Raw genomic sequence first — 23,096 nt, forward strand, 5'->3', positions numbered from 1 at the left:
AAGAGCTGTAAAACAGATGGTTTTGCAGCTCTTTTATCGTTACCGTTTGTTTAGTTTTGGAGTAGTTATGATTTCTATGTCTGCGTTTGAGGTCCTCGGCCCCATTATGGTGGGTCCTTCTTCCTCGCACACAGCAGGAGCCTTGCGCATTGCCCTGGTTGCACGCTCGCTTGCACCAAAGCAGCTGGAGCGCGTTGAGTTTTGGCTCTACAACTCCTTCTCTCATACCCACCTTGGTCACGGCACCGATTACGCTCTGATTGCAGGCATCTTAGGCCTTGCTCCAGACGATACACGTGTCCGTGAAGCACTTACCCTGGCAGAAGAAGCCCACCTCAACTACAGCGTTATTGAAAAGGGCGACGACGAGACTCTGCACCCAAACACCGTAGAAATTCACCTCTACGGCGCAGATAACGTCCACGTCTCCGTTATGGGCGAGTCCATTGGTGGCGGCCGCATTCGCATTTCTGGCGTTAACGGCGTGCGCATTCGCATGTCTGGTGATATGCCTACCATTTTTGTTTCACATCGCGATAAACCCGGTGTTCTTGCAGCTCTCACTACTATTTTGGCTACGCAAAACATCAATGTTGCAACAATGCGTACCTTCCGCTCAGAGCGTGGCGGCTTTGCACACACCGTCTTTGAGATTGACGAGCCCATTGAGCAGAAAGTCCTGGATCTTTTCCAGCTGGCACCTCACGTTTCCTATGCCGCCCAGGTTTCCATTCCAGGAGCCGCTCCACAGGTCACAAACGACGTGCTTTCAGGGGCGTTTGACAACGGCGCAGATCTTCTCGCCAGATGCTCTAAGACGGGAGCCTCCATTGGCCAGATAATGCGCCAGCGCGAGAAGGACCTGCGACCAGATGCAGACGTAGACGCCGAGATGGCTCACGTTCTAGAAATCATGCGCGATGAGGTTCACGACACTATCAAGACGCCTCGTCAGTCTATTGGTGGCCTGCTCAACGGCCAGGCCAAGACCGTGGCAAATACCCCAGCTGCAATCTCCAGTGCACTTATGGGCTCCACGCAAACACGAGCCGTTGCCTATGCTATGGCCGTTCTTGAGCGCTCAGCTACCATGGGCGTTATTGTTGCCGCTCCTACTGCAGGAGCTTCTGGCGTTGTGCCAGGATCGCTTATCTCGGTAGCAGAAGAGATTGGTGCCACCGACGAGCAAGTTATTTCTGCGCTTTGGAATGCAAGTGCTATTGGAGCCATCCTAACCACCAACGCAAGTGTTTCTGGCGCTGAGGGCGGCTGCCAGGCAGAGGTTGGATCTGCTGCTGCCATGAGCGCATCTGCACTGACTGAACTCTTGGGTGGCACTCCTCAACAGTGCTTGGACGCTGCTTCTATTGCCATCTCTAACCTTCTAGGACTAGTCTGTGACCCCGTGAGAGGTCTGGTTGAGTATCCTTGCCAAGATAGAAACGCTATTGGCGTAGCTGCTGCCGTAAGCTCTTCTCAGCTTGCTCTTGCGGGCGTTGGTAACCCAATTCCGTTTGATGAGGTTGCACACGCTATGGCAGAAGTTGGCGCCGCGCTCCCTGTTTCTCTCAGAGAAACAGCTAAAGGTGGTCTTGCCGCAACTCCAAGCGCTCCTACCGCATGCGCAAGTTGCACCGGCTGTGCCCCTCTTGACCAGGCGCTTATTGATGCAGAACGCATGCTCAGCTCAAATACGAGAGACGTTCCTTGCGCTTAGAGATGCGTTTTGTATAATATTTTTTGCTGCAAACAGAATTTCTTGAAATTATTGCTTGCATCTCTGACGAGTCTCCTTTATAGTTATTTCTCGCGCTGATGCGCACGGATGACATCTTGGGATATCGTCTAGTGGTAGGACAGCGGATTCTGGTTCCGTCAACGGGAGTTCGACTCTCTCTATCCCAGCCATGTCCTCCCAGTCATACATGGCCCGTTCGTCTAGCGGTTCAGGACGCCGCCCTCTCAAGGCGGAGATCACCAGTTCGAATCTGGTACGGGCTACCAAATGTTCAAGGACTTCTTCGGAAGTCCTTTTTGTTTATCTCAACACCACTTTTGCTTCTATCGTAAAATAAACCAGTCTGTTTGAAATAACTGTCACGCCCAGTCGTGTGACCAAGAAGTATAAGAATTTTTACTAACACCTTGATTGGATCAGGATGTGGCTTGAGTTCTTCCAAAGTGTAGTTGTCATTATTGCCCTGCTCTACGTGCCGGGCGTCATTTTGTTGCATGCTTCCGGCATGTCAAAGCCCTGGGCACTTGTTAGTGCTCCTTTGGTCAGCTGCGCACTCTTCTTTATTGAGGGAGAAATCTTTAGCGCACTGAACATCCCCATCCCCTTGGCTGTAATGGTTCTTGTTCCGCTGCTTATCGCAGTTCTAGTCAATGGCTACGTTTATTATGTTGCTCCCAAACACAAAGAAGACCTCAGGGGCGAGAAACCCGTCAAATCCAAAGAAACACTCACTGGCAAGCAATTAACTAGCCCTGTACCAGCATTTATCTGCGAAGAACTCCCCTTCTGGATGCCCCTTCTGTACGTTGCAATTGGTCTTCTTACCGTAGGGTTTCTCTTCTTACCAACCCTGCCCTCTGCCAGCTCCTTTGTTCAGGGTTGGGACATTGTGCATCACTTAGATGTCACGCAGGCAATGATTGAGTCTCAAAAGTACTCATCAATTCACTATGACTTCTACAGCACCGTAGAAGCTTCAATTACACCTTGGGAGCCGGGGACTTCGGGATTTTATCCTTCAGGCTGGAACATCATTGTTGCACTAACAACGCAGCTTGTTTCTACAACCGTTCCTATTGCAGGAAATGCACTCAACTTTGTCAGTGCAGCAATTGTCTTTCCGCTTTCAATCTGCTCACTTATCGCAAAAGTTCTTCCTAAACATCGCATTGCGCTTATCAGTGGAGCTTTTGTTTGCCTAGCATTTTTTGTTTTCCCTTGGTCGCTTCTCATCTACGGACCAATCTTTCCTAACACCGTAGCTTTCTGTGTAATGCCTTCTATTTGGTGGATTTTTATGCAGATGACTCGCTCAAAAACACCAAAACACGACCTCATCTGGCTTATTGTCATATTTGTTCTTGGCTTGATTACCCTCTTTATATTGCATCCTTCCACGATTTTCTCGTCAATTGTTGTGCTTTTACCTTGGAGTTTTGCACGCATTGGAGAATCAAAACGCAGAGTTATTCTCTTTGGAAAACAAATCAAGCCTGTCACGCTGGCATACGCATTCTTTATCTTTGCGCTGGTTATTTGGTCTGTTTTCTACTACGTTTTGATTGTTCGAGGCGTGGCTCTCAATTTCTGGTGGAGCGCCTACTCTAGCCTGCAAGATGCTATTTTGCACGCCCTTGGCATGGACTTTATTGGACAGTCGTACGCAGGTGGAGAGCTTGTTTCTCCACAACCGATACTTTCAATCTGCGTGCTTGTAGGCGCTGTATGGACGTTTAAGCACAAGCAGGCTCGATGGATGGTATCTGCCTTTATGTACCTGTCTGTACTCTGCATTTTTATTATTACGTTTGACGTTCCTCTGAAGGGATATCTCTCGGGATTTTGGTATACCGATCCGTTCCGCATTGCGGCAAGCTGCGTCATTATGGCAATTCCGCTGGCAGCACTTGGCCTAGCAACTCTTGCCGAAGCTGCGCTGGAAATGTTTGCCTCCTGGAGAGAAAAAGCTTCTCAGGCTCAGACCAAAGCTCAAACCTGCGTCTTTTGTACTGTTTGGGCTAAACCTCTGATTGTGGGAGCGGTCATTGCATGTGTAGTTGTACTCAACTATGTGATTCCTATGCCAAACCTTAAATCGGAAGAGCCAATTCCTGCCGCTACTGCCTTTAAACAGGCTTCCGAGAAGGCCTATGGTGATCACTACATTTTGACATCGGAAGAATTGGAGTTTTTACGTCGCGTGGAGCTTACCGTTCCTGCAGGTGCTGTTATTGCAAACCTACCTCAAGATGGCAGTCTCTGGGCGTATGGCACTAACGACTTACATGTGCTCTGGCGCTTCCCTAACGGCTATGACGCTTCAGAACGTCCTGCAAGTGCAATTCTTCGTAAACGCCTTAATCGCATTGCGAGCGACCCTGAGGTGCTTCAGACGGTACGCGACCTTAACGTACAATACGTCCTTATTCTGAACAACGTTGTTGATTACTCCAACGCTGTTACCAGTACCTACAAACCTGGAACCTTCAGAGGTATCACGCAAATAACAGACACCACCCCAGGTTTCGAGGTGGTGCTGGAAGAAGGTTCTATGAGGTTGTACAAGATTACCTTGTAAGAACGTTATGCCTGAATTGCAGAAACTGCGTCCTTAAGCTCCTGAACACGATCAGTTGCTTCCCATGTGAAGTCTGGGTCTTTGCGGCCAAAGTGTCCGTATGCTGCTGTCTTAGAGAAGATAGGACGGCGCAGCTTAAGGTCTCTGATAATGGCACCAGGACGAAGATCAAAGACCTTCTCGATAGCCTGCTCAATAACAGCATCGTCAACAATGCCAGTGCCAAAAGTATCAACCATGATAGACAGTGGATGAGAAACACCAATGGCGTAGGCAAGCTGAGCTTCGCACTTCTTTGCAAGGCCTGCTGCTACGACGTTTTTGGCAACCCAGCGCGCTGCATATGCTGCTGAACGGTCAACCTTGGTGCAATCCTTTCCGGAGAAAGCACCGCCGCCATGACGTCCCATACCGCCATAGGTATCAACAATAATCTTTCTACCGGTAAGTCCTGTGTCTCCCATAGGTCCACCAACAACAAAGCGGCCAGTTGGATTAACGTAAATGTCAGCGTTATCCCAAGCAATGTTGACCTCACCCATAACAGGTGCAATAACGTGGTCGATCATGTCCTGTTTGATGACGGACATGTCTTCAATCTCTGGAGCATGCTGCGTGGAAACAACAATAGCTGTGACCTCAACGGGTTTCTCGTCCTCATAACGAACGGTAACCTGAGTTTTGCCATCTGGACGCAAATACTCAATCTCGCCAGACTTACGCACCTCTGAAAGGCGCTGAGCCAGACGCTGTGCCAGGTAAGCTGGCATTGGCATAAGAACATCGGTCTCGTCAGAGGCAAAGCCAAACATCATGCCCTGATCGCCTGCGCCGATAAGATCAAGCGGATCTGTGGTGCGTCCTGCCTGCGTGTCGTAGGACTCATCAACGCCCTGAGCAATATCGGGGCTCTGCTCATGGATAAGGCTCAAAACGCCGCAGGTCTCACAGTCAAAACCATACTTAGCGCGGTCGTAGCCAATATTTCTGAGGGTGTTACGAACAATCTCCTGGACATCAACGTAGGATTGAGTGCGAATTTCTCCTGCCACCACAATAGTTCCTGTAGTCGCAAAAGTCTCGCATGCACAACGAACGTTATCCAAGCAAGCTGGAACACCACTTGGAGAAACGTATCCACGCTCTTCAAGCTCTGCCTCTTTTGCCAGGATTGCATCAAGAATTGCGTCAGAAATCTGATCGCAAACCTTGTCTGGATGTCCCTCAGTAACACTTTCTGAGGTAAACAAATAGTTTTTGTGTGCCATGAACTGTCCTTTCACGCATGGCTTCTCTGCTTATGCAGAATGTTTGCGTTCTTCTACGCGCAACTACTCTTACTATACCCACCAAAGACACTTTTGAGCAGGATCAGTCAAGAAAATTTGAAAAAAGAGCACCACAAGGGCGCTCTTTAAATTGCATAGTTAAACTGGCATTATGCAAAAACTCGTATGATTACTCGTCTATTCCAATACCAGCAAGTGTCATATCTAGCAGATTCTGTGCAAGTTCGTCAGAACCCTCTGCACCGTGGCGCTCTCCCATCAGACCAATAGCCGAGAGAACCAATGCACCCGTAATAGAACAGGCAGCAAGTCTTGAATCAACACCCTGGCGAATAAAGCCTTGCAATTTTCCCATCTCAAGCTGGTTAGCAAGGAGAACAACCACGCGAGAAAGTGGTCCTTCAATGTTGGTAATAAGTGCCTGCTCAGAGCTTGCAAGCTTGTTAATTAAAGCCAAAACCAAAGGTGAGTCAGGCAGAATATGAGCAGCAAGTTGAGCGATGATTGCATGAAGTGTCTCTTTTGAGGCGGGCTTATTACCAAGGGTATGCGCAATATCTTTTGCAAGCTCATCAACGCTCTCGTCAAAGATTGCCTGCAAAAGGGCCTCTCTATCAGAAAAGTAGTAATATAGCGCGCCCTTTGAAAGACGAGCACGATCTGAAATCTCACTCATTTTGAAGTTGGTATTTCCACGAGCAAGCATGAGCTTGGTTGTCTCGTGCATAATACGCTTACGTGTAGCTGCGCTTTTCTTAGTACGAGCTTCAGCACGAATATGAGAAATGGAAGGCGCTGGAGCTTCAGGTTCTTCTGCAGGCTGTTGTTCATAAGCATTGTGATGTATGACTTCTAACGTAATATAATCGCGCTTCTCGCCCATGAACTCCCCCATACGACACTATCCGTCATATAAAATGACGCCTCTCTGATAATTTTTTATGCCTACTATACCGTTTTACCGAACCTATAAAAATACAAAGCCCTTACTTTTTTATTGATTAAATCTGGCACTCTTTATTATTTTTACCAATTACCCTTAGAGAGAATGGCGAGAAGATCTTCTTTTCTATTCTCCACTTGACCTGCTAAATAAAGCTCAAAGAGCTTACGTTGACATACGCCCACAGCAGGTCCTGGCTGAAGCGAGAGCACTTCCATAATTTCTGCTCCCGAAACGCACAACTCTTGTGGACGCTGAGCAATTCCCCGTTTTGCCTCATGTAAGAGAAGGGTCCTCATAGCCTCAAGCGTTACCGCATAGCTACGATAAGGATTTGCCTTTGCCAGAGCATCTGCCTGCTTTAACGTCAAAAGGTCATACGCAAGGGCAATGCCGTCCGATTTACTTACCTCGGCTAACAGGGCAATCATATGCCTCAGCGACGCCGTTGTAACATCCACATCATAGTCATGCAATGCCACAAGAGCGCAAACTTCATTACTCAAGTGCTGTGATAGAGCTAAGCGCTTAAGCAAGGCTTTTGCTACGATTGCGCCTTTTTCTGGATGGCAATAAAAATGGCCTCTTCCATCTGCGTCAACGCTAAACATTTCTGGCTTTGAAATATCATGTAAAAGCGCCGCCCACCTAAGCGCAGGTGTTGCAGTACCTGCAGTAAAGGCTTCTGTTGCAGAACATACCCGAGCAGTATGCTCCAGCACGTCATAAGCATGATACGGACTTCTTTGATCAAAGTTTTGAAGTGGCAAGAGCTCTGGAATTGCTATCGCTAGAACAGGAAATCCCAGCTTGATAGCATGGGCAATATGGCCAGCCTCAACAATTTGAGCCACTTCCGAGCCAATGCGCTCAGATGCAACCTGAGAGAGTAGCGGCGCACACTCAGTAAGTGCCTGATGTGTCTTCTCCTCAATTGAAAACGAGAGCCTGCATGCAAACCGCAATGCTCGAAGCATACGAAGAGCGTCCTCTGTAAAGCGAACCTTAGGCTCCCCAACAGTGCGAATTACACGTGCAGATAAATCTTCTTGACCGCAATAAAGATCAAGCAATCCCCTCTTTGGGTGATATGCCATTGCATTAATAGTGAAGTCTCTACGAGCAAGATCTTCCTCTATACGAGAGACAAACTGCACAGAATCAGGACGACGACCATCAAGATATTCTCCGTCACAGCGATACGTTGTGACCTCAATAGGGTGCTTCTCGACAACAGCAGTAACGGTTCCATATGCAATACCTGTTTCATGCACAGAAATGTCTGCAGCCTCAAAAGCCGCTTTGCTCTGCTGCCACGTTGCCGATGTTGTGATGTCAATATCATGGGCAAATGAGCCGCGTAGGGCGTCTCGTACCCAGCCCCCTACAATCCACGCCTCAAATCCGGCATCTTCAAGAGCTTCTAATGCACGCAACGCGTAGGTGGGAATCTGTAAATTCACAGGACGAGAAAGGCATGGTGAAGAGCTGTTTTTCTGTATGCTCATGGCCATTCCTTCCGCAGTTGTTGATGGGAAAAGTATACATCCTTCACACGTCATTCACATCCTTCCTGCGGTTTTAAAATGACAAACATTTGTTCTAGATTTTTCTTTACTTCTTCCCCATTCGTGATAGTCTAAGTATACGAACAGACGTTCTATTTTCAAGTAGAAAGTTGCTGCCATGGATACTCTTGATAAACTCACCATACTTGCAGATGCAGCCAAATTTGACGCGGCGTGCACTTCTTCTGGTGTAGACAGAGATCCGCAGGCAGGAAAGGTAGGAATGGCCTCAGCAGCAGGTTGCTGCCACTCATTTACCCCTGATGGTCGCTGTATTACGCTGCTAAAAGTTTTACTTTCTAATGCTTGTTGTTATGACTGCGCTTACTGCGTCAATAGATCTTCTGCACAAACCAAGCGAGCTACCTTTACACCACAGGAATTAGCCGAGCTTACCGTAGATTTCTACAAAAGAAATTACATAGAAGGACTTTTTCTTTCCTCAGGTGTTATAGGGTCACCAGACCACACCACAGAACTCATGATTGAATGTCTCTCCTACCTCAGAAATGAGTTGCTGTTCAACGGCTATGTTCATGCAAAAGTAATTCCTGGAACAGACCCAGACCTTATTGACACTATTGGTCGGTTGGCAGATAGGCTCTCCGTCAACTTGGAATTACCTAGCTCAACCTCACTTACTAAACTTTGCCCTCACAAAAATGCTGAAACAATTACTAAACCCATGTCCTTCATTCACCGCCTGCGCGTCTCCGAAGAACGTCAATTGCTTGAGGCTAAAAATGCATCAAAGGGCATTGTGAAGTCTGTCGGTAAGTCTAAGGGCATTATTATTCCCAGTCAGAAGAAAATCATAAAAGAAGGTTTAGCTCTACGTTCCAACTGTTTAAAGAACACGTTTATGCGCTCATCAAGGGTATCTTCGGGCAAGAGGTCCTTCTCGCCTGCTGGGCAATCAACTCAAATTATCATTGGAGCCTCTCCAGAATCGGATAATCAAATATTGCACTTGTCTCAAGCGCTTTACCAGCAATTTGAGTTAAAACGAGTATTCTTTTCTGCCTATATTCCTGTTATAGAAGACAATCGTCTTCCTGAGCTGGATACTCCTGTCCCCCTCCGCAGAGAGCACCGGCTTTACCAGGCTGATTGGCTTATGCGCTACTATGCGTTTTCTCCTGATGAGCTTGTTTCTCCGGAAGCGCCTTGGCTTGATTTAGAAATTGATCCAAAGCTTGGTTGGGCACTGGCACATCTTAATCAATTTCCTGTAGAGATTATGGATGCTCCCCTAGAAATACTTTTACGGGTGCCCGGTATTGGCCCTACCGGTGCACGAAGAATTATTGCTGCAAGAAGACGGTCTTGTCTCACCTTTGATGATCTTAAACGGCTAGGAATACAGCTCAAACGATCACACCATTTTCTCACCTGCTGTGGCGTAAGAGATGCCTCAGCCCCACTTGACCAAGAACTGATTAAACAGAGGGTAATTGCTGATGCCAAAGCAAGTTCGTACAACAAAACAAGACGTCGTATTGAGTCCTCTCAACTCAGGCTCTTCTGATCAAAGTGTAGAGCTTATCTCGCTTGTTCAGAGGCTTACAAGACTCTCCAAGCCTCAGAAGGTTGTTATCTCCTGCAATCCAAGCTTAGAAGGCGTTGTAGGGGCTGTAGGGCTCACCTATCTCTCGCATGCTAACCCAGCACACGTACGTCTTGTTAGAGAAAGCTTTTGTCAGCCTAGTCTTGGGGAGCATGTTCTCTGTGGACCAGACCCCTCTGATGACTCAGTAGTTGCCTTAGCTAGACGAGTTCTTATAGGCCTAGAGAAGAAGGTAGGAACAAAAGAAATCACACGTCGCATTGTTTTGGCATGTGCTTCAGATGCTCATACGATGCCGGAGATTGTGCATAGGTACATCCGTCTTGCATTCTCCTATGGTGTAGGAGCCCTTGAAGATATTGCGGACCCAACCGTAGCAGAATTTAACGCATTAGCCAGGCAAGTAGAAACTGAGCGAGAGCACACGCGTCAATTTGTTCGATTTTCTCGCATGTCAGACGGCTCTTTCATGTCTGTGTTTCAGCCTAATGCAAACGTAGTACCACTAACCTGCAATTACTTTGTCAAACGGATGAGCACGGAACGATTTTTTATTGTTGATCCAGCTCACCATATAGTCAGTTTTTATGCCCCAGAAATGAAGACCTTTGGAACCATTCAGCTTGATGACACTTCTTTAGAAGAGCTGCTCTCTAGAACAGACCTTGCAACTGATGAGAAATACGTGCAAGCCATGTGGAGACGCTTCTACGAAGGAGTTGGTCTAGAAGGTCGCGGACCTGCAGAGAGGGGTTACGATTTGCGCGCTCATTGGATGCCAAAGCGTGTTTGGCAAGGGCTTCCTGAGCTTACCGCAACCACAAGTGCAGAAGCTGCGCGTAGCCAAGGCGTACCCGCTCGCTATCAGGGGCGAGAAAACAGAAAGGATGTGCATCATATAGAACAAAAGCAGGCGTTTAACCAAGAGCTTACCTCTGGGCTGTAAGGTTGCTGCTCAAGAAGACTTATAACAAAAAAGCGCCCAGCAGAGCTGAGCGCTTATCAGTACAAAGGTAATGACCTAAGACTTAATCAAGATCGTTGAAGTCACCAGCTGCAGGTGCAGGTGCAGAAATCTGAGTCTGCTGAGCTGCAGGCTGAGCAGCATTCTGGGAACCAGTTGGAGCATTGTTGGTAAGAACAGTCTCTGGGAAGACAGAGTCTGCGTCATCCAGGAAGTGCTGGAGGAGCTTACGGTACTCAGCGCGGAAGTCCTCACGGGACTGCTTGAGGCGATCAATCTCATCAAGCTCAGTCTGCTTCTCTGCAAGAGCCTGACGGATAACCTCACGAGCCTTCTGGTCTGCCTCGTTGCGGATGCGCTCAGCATTTGCACGAGCGTCTGCAACAAGCTTATCTGCGCTCTGCTGAGCAACAATGAGGACCTGAGAAATCTGGTGCTCGGATGCAGCGATAGCGGCTGCGTTTGTCTCCTCAACAGAAGGAACGCTTGCGTTCTCCTCAAGGTTTGCAACCTGAGCCTGTGCTGCAGCGAGCTGCTGCTCAGTGCTGGTCAGACGGCCCTTAAGGTCAGCGATCTTTTGAAGCATTGCATCAACCTCAGAAGAGAGCTGCTCAAGAAATGCGTCAACTTCCTCTGGATTGTAGCCGGTCTCAGCAGGAGAGAATGTCTGCTGCTCGATGTCTGCTGGTGTGATTGCCATCTTTGTTCCCTTTCAGTCTGCGAGTAGACGTACCACACATCATAACTACTCAGTTTGTAATTAAAGACAAACTAGTTTCCTATATTAGTATAAGACCCAGCGTCGAAATGGCAAAACGTTCCACAAGATTAAGCACAAAAAGCGCAATAATCGGTGAGAGGTCAACGCCAGAAATTGGAGGAATCACCTTCCTAAACACATTGAGATATGGCTCAACAATTTTGCCAATTGCCTCAAGAATGTTCTTAACCGAATCATTTGAAACGGTAATCCAAGAGGACAGGCACCATACCACAATGCAGACGCTGTAAATCCTAAACAAGGTATAGAGTGCGTTTAAAACATAATACGAGAACACAAAAACCTCCGGTTACCTGGTAATCTCACCCTCATCAGCAAGCTTATCAAGATCAGCCTGCGTCAAAGAGACACCATGAGGAAGTACAACAAAAACGCGGTCAGCAACTTCTTCAACAGCACCATCAAGGCCATAAGAAAGACCAAAGCTGAAGTCCAAAATTCTCTTAGCAACCTCAATGTTGGTGTTCTTAAAGATAAGAACAACTGGCTGACCAGTACGAACACGACGAACTACCGACTGAACATCGTCGTAAGAAACAGGACGAAGAACATATGGTGGCAGCTGTCCAGAATAGCTTGTACGGCTCACAGGACGAAGACCAATATCGCCAGGAGTTGGCAGATTTGGGCTTACGGCGTGCTCGTAAGAAGGAGTGTATCCAGAGGGCTCCTGACGAGATGCATATGCAGAAGCACGGGAGCGCATATCCTGCTGAGGATTATAAGAAGCAGCTGGATTGGTGCTAATTGGCTTACCAGAGCGTGTGTAAACAGAAACACTCTCTGCCTCTGGTCTGGATGGATTGCCCAGGAGCCTATTAGAAGAACCCTGCTGTGCGCGGTCATCGTAGGAACGAGGAGAAGCTGCATCTACCTCGTCATAACCTTCGTCGCCGTAATACTCATCGTCGTAGTACTCATCGTCCTGACCACCACGAAGTTTTGCTCTTAGCGTATCAAGAATGCTCATCATTGTGCCTTTCTGTAACGCACGTAACTTCTCACTACTGTATCAAAAACTTGCAACTATTTTAGTGCCCACTTAACGCATAGGCTGGATCAAACAATACTCGACCCAGGCGAATAGTAGTAGAACCCTCTTCAATGGCATACGTAAAGTCATCGCTCATGCCACAAGAAAGAACATCTAACTTCAAACCAACTTGCTCTCTCAGCTTGTCACGCAATTCTCTAAGTCCCGCAAACGTCCTCTTAGCGCGCTCTGGATCATCCTTTGGTGCCATAGTCATAAGTCCCACAACAGAAATGTGAGGAAGCTCAACAATTTTTTGAATAGACTCAGACACCTCTTCTGGCGAGAAACCCGATTTTGAGGCTTCAGCGGAGACGTTTACCTCAAGTAGAACAGACTCCTCAGTACCCTTCACCTCAGCACGCTTTGAAACCGCCTCTGCAAGATGTTCGGAAGAAATTGAATGAATGTAGCGAACCTTACCAACTACCTGGTTAATCTTGTTCTTCTGAAGATTACCAATCATGTCAAAAGATATCTCAGACGCAAAAGGAGTTTCAGATAAACACGTCAGTTTATGCGTCAGCTCTTGTGGGCGATTCTCGCCAAAAACCCTATAGCCCGCCTTATAAGCTGTAAGGACAGCCTCAACAGGAACGGTTTTGGAGACAGCTACAATTTCAATCTCAGAGGCGCTTCTGCCGGACTTTTTTGCAGCATCCGCCACAAGTGACTCAATCTGAGCTCTACGAGCCTTTATAAACTCAAGATATTCGTCTGAATCGTACGTCATAGCCATCATCTCTTGCGGTGAATACATCAACATCTTACGTAACGTTTAACGACTTTTGTCATAGGCCTAAACGCCTTCTCCGATAGCGCTAAACGTCTTCTACCCAACTTTCAGCCATGTAAGCAACAGCTGCATGTCTTCCGCACTTACCATGCTCAGCACGGTACGAGAAGAACCGCTCAGTTGTAGAGGCCGTCGAGTCAGTAACCTCTTCGATAGCAGACGCGCGTACACCAGCATCTACCAGTGCGGCTCTGACGGCATATCCAAGATCTAAGTACCTCTCGCCAGACGCACGGTCTACAACGCCAGAACCAAACTCTTGTGAGAACATCTGAATGAGCTCCGGAGAAACCTCGTAGTCAGCGCCGCCAATGTGCGGACCAATATAAGCTTTGACCTCAGAAGACTTGGCGCCAGTTGCCTGGCAAAGCGCATCGGTTGCGCGAGCAGAAATGCGGGCAATTGTGCCTTTCCAGCCAGAATGCGCCACCGCAAATCCGCCGGGAGCTACAAGAATTACCGGAACGCAATCGGCAAACGCCAACATCACAGGCGTATTTTGAACCGTACATACTATGGCGTCTGCACCAGCTTCTGCCTCAGCTTGAGCCACCTCAAAAGCCTCTGATGTATTAGAAGTGAGGCAAACTACCTTGCTTCCGTGCACCTGATGAGGAATAAGGAGTTGCGAGAAAAGCTCACCAGCTCCAAGAGCCTCTAAGACCAGCTGGCGGTTCTTTTGCACCTGTTGCAGATTGTCTCCACACCTACTGCCCAGATTGAGGGAACTAAACTCCCCTTCTGAAAAACCGCCAGTACGCTCAGTAAATGCGAGCGTGACCCCGCATGGAACCTCAGGATCCATGAGCAGGGTCACGCCGTGTAAGCACTGTCTATTCAGCGCGCACATATTTAGATGCGGCTACGCTTAAGGAAGTCTGGAATATCAAACTCTTTCTCATTAGAAGAGTTGTTGGTGCGAGCAGGCTGTGGCTGAGCAGTCACAGGACGAGTTGGCTGTGGCTGAGCAGGACGGCTTGGACGGGTGGTACTCTGAGTGTTCAGAGTTGGAAGCTGCTGCTGAACGTTAGAGTCATTGAAACCAGTTGCAATAACGGTTACGCGAACCTGATCGCCCAGAGACTCATCAACAACAGTACCAAAGATGATGTTTGCATCAGGATCAACGTTCTTAGCAACCAGGTCAGCTGCCTCGTTAATCTCCTGAATACCAAGGTCTTTGTTACCAGCAATAGAGAGAAGAACGCGGGTTGCACCCTCGATGGAACTCTCAAGCAGGCGGCTAGAAATTGCCTCAGTTGCAGCATCAGCAGCGCGGTTATCACCAGCAGCAATACCAATGCCCATCATTGCGCTACCTGCGCCCTTCATGATGGTGCAGACGTCTGCAAAGTCGAGGTTAATCAGACCAGGAACAGTGATGAGGTCGGTAATACCCTGGGTACCCTGGCATAGAACATCGTCAGCCATGCGGAATGCCTCAAGCATGGTGGTCTTCTTCTCAGAAAGATCAAGCAGACGATCGTTTGGAATAACAATGAGCGTATCAACATTCTCGGAAAGAGTCTTGATACCGTCAGCTGCAGAACCATAACGACGACGGCCCTCGAAGGAGAATGGCTTAGTAACAACGCCAACGGTCAGTGCGCCAACGTCATTCTTTGCAATATCAGCAACAACTGGAGCAGCGCCGGTACCAGTACCGCCACCCTCACCAGCAGTGATGAAAACCATATCAGCGCCAGCAAGTGCAGCCTTGATCTCGTCACGGCTATCCTCTGCTGCCTCTTTACCAACCTCAGGGTTAGCGCCAGCACCAAGACCCTTGGTGATGTCAGTACCGATGTGAACCTTAATGTCAGCATCGGAGATTGCAAGAGCCTGTGCATCGGTGTTTACAGCAACAAACTCAACACCACGGATGCCTTCTTCAATCATGCGGTTGACAGCGTTAGTTCCGCCGCCACCAACGCCAACAACCTTGATAACAGCAAGATAGTTGTTAAGGGTATCGGTGTCCTTAATCATGTCTTCCTCCTTGAGGCACGCTTGTGCCCGTTTGTCCCGGAGCGCGACTGCGCTTAGGCTACGTTTATGCGCTCGCAGAACCGCTGTATAAAACCCTAAACCTCAAGTTAAGGCTTACGCTTCATGCAAAGCGGGGTATATTTGCACAACTGACCCATACAAGTCAAATAATATGTAGAAATTGTGAAGAAAGCTGGTAAACGGTAGGAAACTATTCCCTAACGGCACATGTTGTTTGCGCGTTTACCTACGAAACACCAGAGCCAGACTGAACGTTTCCGGTAGAAACGCGCCTATAGGTTGGGCTTGCAGGTGTTCTTACGTTCAAGTACGTAAGCTCTCCTGGGAACTGCTTAAGCATTGCCAGAATCACTTTTTCTTTATCAGCAATCTGTGTTGGAGAGCCTAGGGCAACCTGTACACCATTGGTAAGCGTGACAGAAATCGCATCAACGCTACTAGCCGAGTAACTCACAATCTGTGACGTAAGCTCTGACGAGAACGTAGACTGATACTGCATAACCGCTTGAATTTCTGCGTCTGTTGCTGTGGTGCCTGCTACAGGAGAAACTGTTGCAGGAACATCTGTGATAAGCAGCTCACCTTCTGAGGTTGCCTTCTCAAGCGCAACAGTAGCGGTAGTTTTTCCTTCTGGTACGTTGAGCTGATCTGCCTCAAGCCAGACGTTATTCTCGCCCAAGTACCATGCAACGGGACCAGAAGAAAGCGCCACTATGGCTGTGACCTTGCGCTCTGTGATGGTAATACGTAGCGTATTGGGGAACTGCCTCTCGTACGTTGCAGAAGCTACCCAAGGATCCTTCTGTAGTTCTTGGGTAATAAGGGATTCATCCATATTAAGCAGCGTTGTTCCCTCTTCTACTGCAATGAGCTTTTGAATTTGCTCGTTTGAGACGTGCTCTGTTGGCTCTACCTGAATGTTGGTAATAGCAAAGACTGAGGAAGAGCGTAGGACGAGAAAAGCAATGCCAGCAAGAAGGGCAAGGCTAAGCAAAACGATAAAGGCCGTGCGTACTGCCTTAAACGATACCTTTCTGCTGTGTTTAATGCGCTCAGCACGAGCTTGAGCTGCAGTTTTTGTAGCGTTATTTGGCTTTTTGGCAGAAATCTTTTTAGCAGAAGGCTTGGCATTAGAAGCTGTAGCCTCAACCTTTGGCTTAGGCTTAAAGGCCTTACTCATAAAAGAAGGCTTAGTAGCCCCTGCCGTCTGAGCAGCACCAGACGATAAAGGCTCCCTTTTTGTGCCCTTACGGCGCGTTGTTTGCTTTGAAGTATCTTCTGCCATATCTTCCCTATGCCCCAAAACCCAGAAGTTTAACCTCTGGCTGAAGATCAATGTCAAACTTTTCTTGTACCGCATCGTGTGCTCTGCGCATAAGTGCAATGACATCTGAGGCGGTGGCGTTACCGGTATTCACAATAAAGTTGGCATGAATATCAGAAATCTGTGCGCCGCCCTCAGTAGCTCCCTTAAGACCACACTCTTCAATAAGTACACCAGCAGACCTACTACCTGGATTCTTAAAGACAGAACCGCAGCAAAGCTGACCAGTTGGCTGAGTATTTCTTCTACGCTGTAAGAGCGTATCCATACCAAGAGCAACTTTAGGACGATTAGATGCTGTCAGCGCAAACGTTGCCTCAAGAATGATCTCATCTGGAGCAAACGTGGTATAGCGATAACCCCATTCAATCTCGGAGGCATCGTAGCGTACAAGACCCTTGCCAGGCTTTAGCACCACACAATCACGGACGGCTTTACCAATCCAATCATGCCTGGTACCTGCATTCATAGAAAGAGCGCCGCCGATAGTTCCGGGGATACCAGCACACATCTCAAGGCCAGAAAGACCTGCTTTCATGGCCTCATTGCAAACGCGTGCCGTAAGCGCACCCGCACCTGCGGTAATGAGGTTATTCTCGCCAACTGAAATGGTAGAAAGCTCATCGTCGAGCACAATAACGCAGCCGTTGTAGCCCTTATCAGAGACAAGGATGTTTGAACCCTTGCCCAAAAGCACCCAATCAACTCGATTAGCTGCAAGCACCTCAAGCACACGCACCAGCGCCACGTGGCTGTGAACAGCAGCAAAGAGCGACGCCTTACCACCAATCCTAAAGGAAGTATGGTGGCTCAGCGGCTCATCTTGCTTGATTGTTGCATCAAGGGCCCCAGAAAGGCTTACATAGGCGTTAAACAAGCTCACGACAGAGGTCCTAGTGGTTCTGAAGACGCTCTTTGAGTGCACGGATAAACATTGGTCCAATCTGAGTGACGTCACCTGCGCCCTGAGTAATCAGCAGATCTCCTGGTTTAACCGTATCAAGAAGGTCTGCGATAAGATCTCGGCGAGAAGGAATATAACGCACGTCAGGAACAGTATGAGCAACCTCAACCCTTGAAGAGACGGTCTTGCCCGAGACACCTGGAATAGGCAGCTCACCTGCTGAGAAGACATCCATGACGCGCAAAACGTCAATACCATCAAATGCATGGGCAAACGAATCTGCCAGATCTTGCGTTCTGCTGTAGCGATGTGGCTGGAAAACAACAACAACGCGCTTGAAGCCAAGAGGAAGAGCTGCAGACATGGTTGCTGCAATCTCGGTTGGATGGTGGCCGTAATCGTCTACGACGGTAATACCGTTGATGTCGCCTACGTGTGTAAAGCGACGGCGTGCACCCTTGAACTGCGAAAGCGCTACTGCGGCCTGGTCAAGATCAAAGCCAAGAGCATCAGCAACGGCAATTGCAGCGGTTGCGTTTGCAACATTGTGCTTACCAGGATTAGCTGGAAGTACCACAGAGATAGTCTGACCAGAAGGAGTCTTGATGGTAAGAGGATTCTCGATGCCAGCTTTTCTCTCCTCCTGTGTGCAAACAAAATCGCAGCTTGAATCAAAGCCGTAGGTGACTACGTGCCTACCAGTTGACTGAGCAAGCTCAACGTAATGAGGATTATCGCCGTTGATAACAACAGTTTCTTCCTTATCAAGCAAGCTCATAAACTCACAGAAGGTCTTCTCGATATTCTCTAGAGAGCCGTAGTGGTCAAGGTGGTCTGCCTCAATATTGGTGACAACAACCACGTTAGGGTTAAGGAACATAAACGAACCGTCAGACTCGTCCGCCTCGCAGACAAAATACTGACCGTTGCCGTTTTTGCCGTTGGTGTCGTAGCCCTCAACAACGCCACCAATCAAAAATGATGGATCAGCACCAAGTTTGTCCAACATGGTAGCAACCATAGAAGATGTGGTGGTCTTGCCGTGAGTGCCCGCAACAGCAATGGTCTTGCGGCCGCGCGACAAATACGAGAGCATCTTAGCGCGAGGCCAAATAGGAATGGAAAGCTCACGTGCGCGAATGACCTCTGGATTTGTCTCTGGGATTGCGGTAGAGGTAACAATGACATCAGGCATCACAGCGTCAATAGTGGCTACGGTGTGGCCGATGCTTACCTGAATACCTGCATCTTCAAGCTCTCTAACATAATGCGAGCTCTTTAGATCGGAGCCGGTAACGGTGCAGCCGCGCTCGTGCAGAACAAGCGCAATTCCGCTCATACCTGCGCCACCAATTCCAATAAAATGTGCACGCGAGATGGTCTTCTCGCCCATGGAATCTGCCATAAGAGAGCCTTTCCAAGTATTGTTATCGTTTGCGTCTTGGACATACCAAGACATGTTTACTCTAACGCAAAACCGAATGTTTTATGCGCCACAAACGGCACTTTCCACAGCGTCAGCCACAAGAGATGCGGCGCTGCGCTGGTCAAGTGTAGCGGCTGCCTCGGAGAGCTTTTTGCGCTGGTCCGCGTTATCTACCAGCTCAAACAGAGCTGTCGAGAAGGTCGTAGTGCCCACCTGGTTATCTGGCACCAGAATAGCTGCTCCCGCATCCGACAACAGGTGTGCGTTAGTAGTCTGATGATCTGCTGTTGCCAAAGGATACGGCACCAAAATGCTGGGGAGCTCAAGCGCTGCAATCTCGGCCACAGAAGATGCTCCGGAGCGAGAAACCACCAGGTCAGCCGCAGCAAGGGTGGCACCCATGTTGGAGATGTAGGGCTTAACCTCCCAGCGAGCAGCCTCCTCGTCAGAAAGCTTCATGAGCGAGACAACCTCGTCGTAGAGCTTCTGGCCTGTTGACTGAATGATGCGCAGGTTAGGACGGGCAAGAAGCTCCTGCTTAAGCGCGGCAAACGTCTCGTTGATACTACGAGCGCCCAAGCTACCACCAAAGATAAGCAGCAATGTTTGATTGTCTGCAATGCCCAGCTCTTGCCTAGAAGTGGCTCTATCAGCAGAAAGAACACTCTTGCGCACGGGATTTCCGGTAACCACAATGGTGTCCTGAGCTTTAACGCGTCCCTCAAAAGCCTTGCGAGCCTCTGGGAAGGCAATGCATACCTTAGATGCTTTACCAGCAGAAACGCGATTAGCAAGACCGGTTACCGAGTTCTGCTCGTGAATCAAATACGGAATATGCAGCTTTGCGCAAAGTTGAAGCAATGGCAGCTCAACATAGGCTCCAAAGCCAATAGCAACATCAGGAGCTCCCTGCTCTCTGAAACGCTTGTGAAGCTGCGACTTTGCGCGTTCAAGATTGTATGCCGCGCTAATAAGCGTCCAAGGGCGCCTGCGATCAAAGCCATTTACATGGATAGGCACCAGCTCAAATCCTGCCTCAGGTACCAGCGTACCCTCAAGCTTATTGGGCTGACCGTAAAACGTAACCTGGTGACCACGCTCACGGAGCTCCTCAGCTAGAGCCAGAGCTGGGTTAATGTGACCTGCGGTTCCACCTGCAGCAATTGCAACAGAGAGTTTCTTCTGTTCTGTCATGCAATCCATCTCCTAGAAATCAGCTATCGACGAGGCCTAGTGTTATTTCCACGAAGCCTATCCGATGCAGAAGGTCCCAAATCAATTCTGCGCCTTCCGGAGGCGTCTGTTGTAATACGGCCTTGAGGGGCATCGTCATCTCTTGAACGCAAAACGCCTCGTGAAGGACGTGCGGAACTCTGAGCGCTACTCTTAGGGCGAGAAGAACGTGGGAGTGGCATGCCTACTCCTACCCCACCATCAACCATGGTAAGACCAGCAAAACCTGGAGCATCAAAGGTATCCTGCTCTTCAGCTATGCTCCAAGAAGCGCGCTGCCTATCGTACTCGGTCTCTGGAAGCCTTGACTGCCTTGAAACAGACATCAAAAGTCCAACCATCAAGATACTAGACATGATGGTTGAACCGCCGTATGAGATAAACGGCAGAGGCTTACCAGAAAGAGGCAAAAGGCCCAAAACACCCCCGATGTTAACAAAGGCCTGGATGATAAACATAGAGGTACAACCTGCAGCAATAAGCCTGCCGGTCAAATCTGGTGCATAGCGAGCAATCTTAAAGCCCGCCCATACCAGCGCGCCAAATACAGCCAAAAGACCTAAAACACCAATAAAGCCAAGCTCTTCTCCAATGACTGCAAAAATAAAGTCATTGTGAGCCATAGGCAAATATGAATATTTCTGGCGAGAAAAACCAAAGCCAACGCCAAAAATACCGCCAGAACCAAAGGCATAAAAGCCCTGAGCAAGCTGATAACCTGCGCCGTAATAATCAGCCCAAGGGTTAAGCATAGTCACAACGCGGGCACGAGAATAATCGTCTTTAAGAGATAAGAAGGCAAAGCCAATAAAGCCAGCAACAGCAATAGTTGCCAGAACCCTTCGGTCAACATCGGCAAGGTAGCCAATGACCAAAAGTGTTCCCACAATAATCAATGTGGAGCCCTTGTCTGGCTGGGCCAAAATAAGAAGCAGTGGCGCAAGCGCAGCAATAGCAAACTTTTTAAAGAACTCCATCTGATCTATGGTCTGATCGATAAAGTACTGCTGAGCCAGGTACGAGACAGAAATTAAGATGGTAATCTTTGCAAACTCAGACGGCTGGAAAGAAAACGGTCCAATTGAAATCCAACGGGTTGCACCATATGCATCAGCGCCAGCAATAGGAGTAAAAATAATTGCTAGCATTCCAATGGTCACAACCCATATAGGTACCTGGAAGCTTCTTACTACTGCGCGATAGTCAATGCGAGAAACAATAAATGCTAACGCAACTCCTGCCGCAGCAAAGCCAAGCTGACGCTGCACGTAGTAGAAGGGGTTATAGCCCATGTCCTCAGAAGTCATTGCAGAAATCGAGGATGCGGAATAAATCATTACCAGGCCAAAGCACACCAGAATAGCCGTTGATACCAGAAGCACCAGACGAGGCTGCATAAAACGCTCTGGAATAGCACCAAAGCGGCCTTTAGCCTGCGAGCCCTCGGAAGATTTCTGGCGAGAAGTACGTGGTTGCTGCGCGCGCTCCCCTGTTCTGTTTCTGCTGGTAGCCATTATCGACCGCTCTCTTTTTGAGCAAGATCTGCCACGAGCTGTTTAAAGACACGACCACGCTGAGCCATGCCTGTGAACTCGTCAAATGAGGAACATGCTGGTGAGAGAAGCACTACAGAACCTGGACGAGCAAGCTCTACCGCACGGTCAAAAGCTTCATGCATATGAGGCTCTTCTACCACTTCTGCATGGCCGCCAGAAACGCGGCGAAGCGCCTCTGCAAAGCGAGGACCTGCCTCTCCAAAGCAGATTGCGTATGCACAGGTAGCGGACACCTTCTGAGCGAACTCATCAAGCTCTGTGCCCTTATCGTGACCACCAAGTAGCAAAATAACGTCTTTACCTGGGAACGAAGTTAATGATTTTTCAACTGAATCAGTGTTTGTTGCTTTGGAATCGTTAACGTACAAAACACCATTAACCGTATCAACTGGCTCAATTCTGTGCTCAAGCGGCATAAAGTCCAACAGGGCATGCCTAATAGAAACAATATCAAGTCCCAGGAATAGGCCACATGCAGCTGCAGCAAGAGCGTTGAGTGCATTGTGCGCTCCCCTAATGTGGAGTGCATCAGCTGCTACAAGCTCCATCTCTTTACCAGATAGCCTGACTACCAGCGCACCAGTGCGTACAAAGGCGGCGTTTTGTGTACCGGGATCTGTCTGAGCAAGATGGCATACGGCAATGCCTCGAGCCTCAAGGCGAGAAGACACGTCTTGGCAAAACTCATCCAAGTCAGAAACAATTGCCAGGTCATTTGCATCAAGGTTGGCAAAAATCTTCTCTTTAGCTGCTGCATACGCCTCGAGCGAACCATGCCACTCAAGGTGATCAGGTGTGATGTTTAAAAGCATCGCAACGTGAGGATGCAATTTTTGAGTAGTAGCAAGCTGGAAGCTTGAAAGCTCTGCTACAAACCAGCTCTTAGGTTTTCTCTCTGCAAGTTGGTCCGTAATAGTTAATCCGATATTGCCAACAGCGCTTGCATCAAGGCCTGCATACTGCAGGATTGACGTGGTCAAACTTGTGGTAGTAGTTTTACCGTTTGTGCCGGTAATGCCAATCCACTGTGAAGGGCTCTCTTGATAAGCAAACTCTGGCTCACCCATAATCTGCTGAGAAGCTGCCTTTGCACTTAAGAACAGCTCAGAGGTGTCTGGAATACCAGGAGATGCAATAGTCAGGTCAAAGGTACCCTTAACCTGATCGGAGCCGCATTGTACCTGTACGCCTGAGTCTGCAAGCTCTTGGATCTTCTCGCCAACAGTAGCATCTGCGCCGCCCACAAGAGTTACGGAAGACACACGACCCTCTGGCTGCTGCAGCAAATACGTGCAGACAGAGACGCCGGTCTTACCAAAACCAAGAACACATACATTTCCAAGTGTTTCTAGAAGCGACACGCAAACGGTCCTTTCTAAGAGCAAT

19 protein-coding genes and 2 tRNA genes are annotated in these 23,096 nt (G+C 48.6%); 6 read left to right on the forward strand and 15 right to left on the reverse strand.

All coding sequences use genetic code 11. The features are described from left to right. The first annotated feature begins 67 nt into the window (after positions 1-67). The 4 genes from sdaAA (at position 68) to RWJ96_RS01365 (ending at position 4,316) form a co-directional block, all read left to right on the forward strand. Complete coding sequence (gene sdaAA / locus RWJ96_RS01350) at positions 68-1,717, forward strand: L-serine ammonia-lyase, iron-sulfur-dependent, subunit alpha (RefSeq protein WP_314018495.1); 1,650 nt, start codon at positions 68-70, stop codon at positions 1,715-1,717. Between the two features lie 117 nt (positions 1,718-1,834). Then, positions 1,835-1,908: transfer RNA gene (locus RWJ96_RS01355), tRNA-Gln, on the forward strand. A gap of 19 nt (positions 1,909-1,927) precedes the next feature. Next, positions 1,928-2,004, forward strand: a tRNA-Glu gene (locus RWJ96_RS01360). 155 nt (positions 2,005-2,159) lie between these two features. Beyond that, positions 2,160-4,316, forward strand: a complete 2,157-nt coding sequence (locus tag RWJ96_RS01365) for a DUF6541 family protein (protein ID WP_314018496.1) — start codon at positions 2,160-2,162, stop codon at positions 4,314-4,316. Positions 4,317-4,321: 5 nt separating this feature from the next. Here the strand turns inward: RWJ96_RS01365 and metK are convergent, their stop codons facing one another. The 3 genes from metK to RWJ96_RS01380 all read right to left on the reverse strand — a co-directional run bounded on the left by metK (position 4,322) and on the right by RWJ96_RS01380 (position 8,056). Next, positions 4,322-5,584 carry a methionine adenosyltransferase gene (gene metK, locus RWJ96_RS01370; protein ID WP_314018497.1) on the reverse strand — a complete coding sequence of 421 codons (1,263 nt, stop codon included), beginning with the start codon at positions 5,582-5,584 and terminating at the stop codon, positions 4,322-4,324. Positions 5,585-5,774: 190 nt separating this feature from the next. After that, a complete protein-coding gene (locus RWJ96_RS01375; protein WP_314018498.1) occupies positions 5,775-6,500 on the reverse strand; it encodes a TetR/AcrR family transcriptional regulator in 726 nt (241 codons plus the stop codon). 131 nt (positions 6,501-6,631) lie between these two features. Then, positions 6,632-8,056: an HD domain-containing protein gene (locus tag RWJ96_RS01380; protein WP_314018499.1), complete on the reverse strand. Its 1,425-nt coding sequence runs from the start codon at positions 8,054-8,056 to the stop codon at positions 6,632-6,634. Positions 8,057-8,234: 178 nt separating this feature from the next. Here RWJ96_RS01380 and RWJ96_RS01385 point away from each other — a divergent pair, with 178 nt between their 5' ends. Next, positions 8,235-9,644: a putative DNA modification/repair radical SAM protein gene (locus RWJ96_RS01385; RefSeq protein ID WP_314018500.1), complete on the forward strand. Its 1,410-nt coding sequence runs from the start codon at positions 8,235-8,237 to the stop codon at positions 9,642-9,644. Then, a complete protein-coding gene (locus tag RWJ96_RS01390; RefSeq protein WP_314018502.1) occupies positions 9,616-10,629 on the forward strand; it encodes a TIGR03915 family putative DNA repair protein in 1,014 nt (337 codons plus the stop codon). Before RWJ96_RS01385 ends, RWJ96_RS01390 begins: the two co-directional genes overlap by 29 nt. 82 nt (positions 10,630-10,711) lie before the next feature. Here RWJ96_RS01390 and RWJ96_RS01395 read toward each other — a convergent pair whose 3' ends face one another. The 12 genes from RWJ96_RS01395 to murD form a co-directional block, all read right to left on the reverse strand. Beyond that, on the reverse strand, positions 10,712-11,347 hold the full coding sequence (locus RWJ96_RS01395) for a DivIVA domain-containing protein (RefSeq protein ID WP_035428061.1): 636 nt from the start codon (positions 11,345-11,347) through the stop codon (positions 10,712-10,714). Positions 11,348-11,426: 79 nt separating this feature from the next. Continuing rightward, positions 11,427-11,705, reverse strand: coding sequence for a YggT family protein (locus RWJ96_RS01400; protein WP_314018504.1), 279 nt, complete (start codon positions 11,703-11,705; stop codon positions 11,427-11,429). Positions 11,706-11,717: 12 nt separating this feature from the next. Beyond that, entirely contained in the window at positions 11,718-12,398 is a 681-nt protein-coding gene (locus tag RWJ96_RS01405) for a cell division protein SepF (protein ID WP_314018506.1), read from the reverse strand. A gap of 61 nt (positions 12,399-12,459) precedes the next feature. Then, positions 12,460-13,194, reverse strand: coding sequence for a YggS family pyridoxal phosphate-dependent enzyme (locus RWJ96_RS01410; RefSeq protein WP_314018508.1), 735 nt, complete (start codon positions 13,192-13,194; stop codon positions 12,460-12,462). A gap of 88 nt (positions 13,195-13,282) precedes the next feature. Then, a complete protein-coding gene (locus RWJ96_RS01415; protein WP_314018510.1) occupies positions 13,283-14,062 on the reverse strand; it encodes a polyphenol oxidase family protein in 780 nt (259 codons plus the stop codon). A gap of 47 nt (positions 14,063-14,109) precedes the next feature. Further along, positions 14,110-15,246: a cell division protein FtsZ gene (ftsZ, locus tag RWJ96_RS01420; RefSeq protein WP_187468907.1), complete on the reverse strand. Its 1,137-nt coding sequence runs from the start codon at positions 15,244-15,246 to the stop codon at positions 14,110-14,112. Between the two features lie 247 nt (positions 15,247-15,493). Continuing rightward, positions 15,494-16,552 carry an FtsQ-type POTRA domain-containing protein gene (locus RWJ96_RS01425; RefSeq protein ID WP_314018511.1) on the reverse strand — a complete coding sequence of 353 codons (1,059 nt, stop codon included), beginning with the start codon at positions 16,550-16,552 and terminating at the stop codon, positions 15,494-15,496. A gap of 7 nt (positions 16,553-16,559) precedes the next feature. Further along, complete coding sequence (gene murB, locus RWJ96_RS01430) at positions 16,560-17,474, reverse strand: UDP-N-acetylmuramate dehydrogenase (RefSeq protein WP_314018512.1); 915 nt, start codon at positions 17,472-17,474, stop codon at positions 16,560-16,562. A 10-nt stretch (positions 17,475-17,484) separates the two neighbouring features. Continuing rightward, positions 17,485-18,900, reverse strand: a complete 1,416-nt coding sequence (murC, locus tag RWJ96_RS01435; protein ID WP_314018576.1) for a UDP-N-acetylmuramate--L-alanine ligase — start codon at positions 18,898-18,900, stop codon at positions 17,485-17,487. Between the two features lie 81 nt (positions 18,901-18,981). Then, the gene (gene murG, locus RWJ96_RS01440; protein ID WP_314018513.1) at positions 18,982-20,115 is read right to left on the reverse strand and encodes an undecaprenyldiphospho-muramoylpentapeptide beta-N-acetylglucosaminyltransferase; all 1,134 of its coding nucleotides are present in this window, start codon (positions 20,113-20,115) and stop codon (positions 18,982-18,984) included. Between the two features lie 23 nt (positions 20,116-20,138). Next, complete coding sequence (gene ftsW / locus RWJ96_RS01445; RefSeq protein ID WP_314018514.1) at positions 20,139-21,668, reverse strand: putative lipid II flippase FtsW; 1,530 nt, start codon at positions 21,666-21,668, stop codon at positions 20,139-20,141. Next, a complete protein-coding gene (gene murD, locus RWJ96_RS01450; protein WP_314018515.1) occupies positions 21,668-23,071 on the reverse strand; it encodes a UDP-N-acetylmuramoyl-L-alanine--D-glutamate ligase in 1,404 nt (467 codons plus the stop codon). The genes ftsW and murD overlap by 1 nt, the downstream gene beginning before the upstream one ends. Positions 23,072-23,096: the final 25 nt, after the last annotated feature.

The organism is Lancefieldella parvula (assembly GCF_963547875.1).
Taxonomy (GTDB): domain Bacteria; phylum Actinomycetota; class Coriobacteriia; order Coriobacteriales; family Atopobiaceae; genus Lancefieldella; species Lancefieldella parvula_D.

Bases quoted from the DNA above. Each gene is read 5' to 3' on its own strand.
- sdaAA (WP_314018495.1), top strand. From the start codon at position 68: ATGATTTCTATGTCTGCGTTTGAGGTCCTCGGCCCCATTATGGTGGGT.
- RWJ96_RS01365 (WP_314018496.1), top strand. From the start codon at position 2,160: ATGTGGCTTGAGTTCTTCCAAAGTGTAGTTGTCATTATTGCCCTGCTC.
- metK (WP_314018497.1), bottom strand. From the start codon at position 5,584: ATGGCACACAAAAACTATTTGTTTACCTCAGAAAGTGTTACTGAGGGA.
- RWJ96_RS01375 (WP_314018498.1), bottom strand. From the start codon at position 6,500: ATGGGGGAGTTCATGGGCGAGAAGCGCGATTATATTACGTTAGAAGTC.
- RWJ96_RS01380 (WP_314018499.1), bottom strand. From the start codon at position 8,056: ATGAGCATACAGAAAAACAGCTCTTCACCATGCCTTTCTCGTCCTGTG.
- RWJ96_RS01385 (WP_314018500.1), top strand. From the start codon at position 8,235: ATGGATACTCTTGATAAACTCACCATACTTGCAGATGCAGCCAAATTT.
- RWJ96_RS01395 (WP_035428061.1), bottom strand. From the start codon at position 11,347: ATGGCAATCACACCAGCAGACATCGAGCAGCAGACATTCTCTCCTGCT.
- RWJ96_RS01405 (WP_314018506.1), bottom strand. From the start codon at position 12,398: ATGAGCATTCTTGATACGCTAAGAGCAAAACTTCGTGGTGGTCAGGAC.
- RWJ96_RS01410 (WP_314018508.1), bottom strand. From the start codon at position 13,194: ATGACGTACGATTCAGACGAATATCTTGAGTTTATAAAGGCTCGTAGA.
- RWJ96_RS01415 (WP_314018510.1), bottom strand. From the start codon at position 14,062: ATGGATCCTGAGGTTCCATGCGGGGTCACGCTCGCATTTACTGAGCGT.
- ftsZ (WP_187468907.1), bottom strand. From the start codon at position 15,246: ATGATTAAGGACACCGATACCCTTAACAACTATCTTGCTGTTATCAAG.
- RWJ96_RS01425 (WP_314018511.1), bottom strand. From the start codon at position 16,552: ATGGCAGAAGATACTTCAAAGCAAACAACGCGCCGTAAGGGCACAAAA.
- murC (WP_314018576.1), bottom strand. From the start codon at position 18,900: ATGGCAGATTCCATGGGCGAGAAGACCATCTCGCGTGCACATTTTATT.
- murG (WP_314018513.1), bottom strand. From the start codon at position 20,115: ATGACAGAACAGAAGAAACTCTCTGTTGCAATTGCTGCAGGTGGAACC.
- ftsW (WP_314018514.1), bottom strand. From the start codon at position 21,668: ATGGCTACCAGCAGAAACAGAACAGGGGAGCGCGCGCAGCAACCACGT.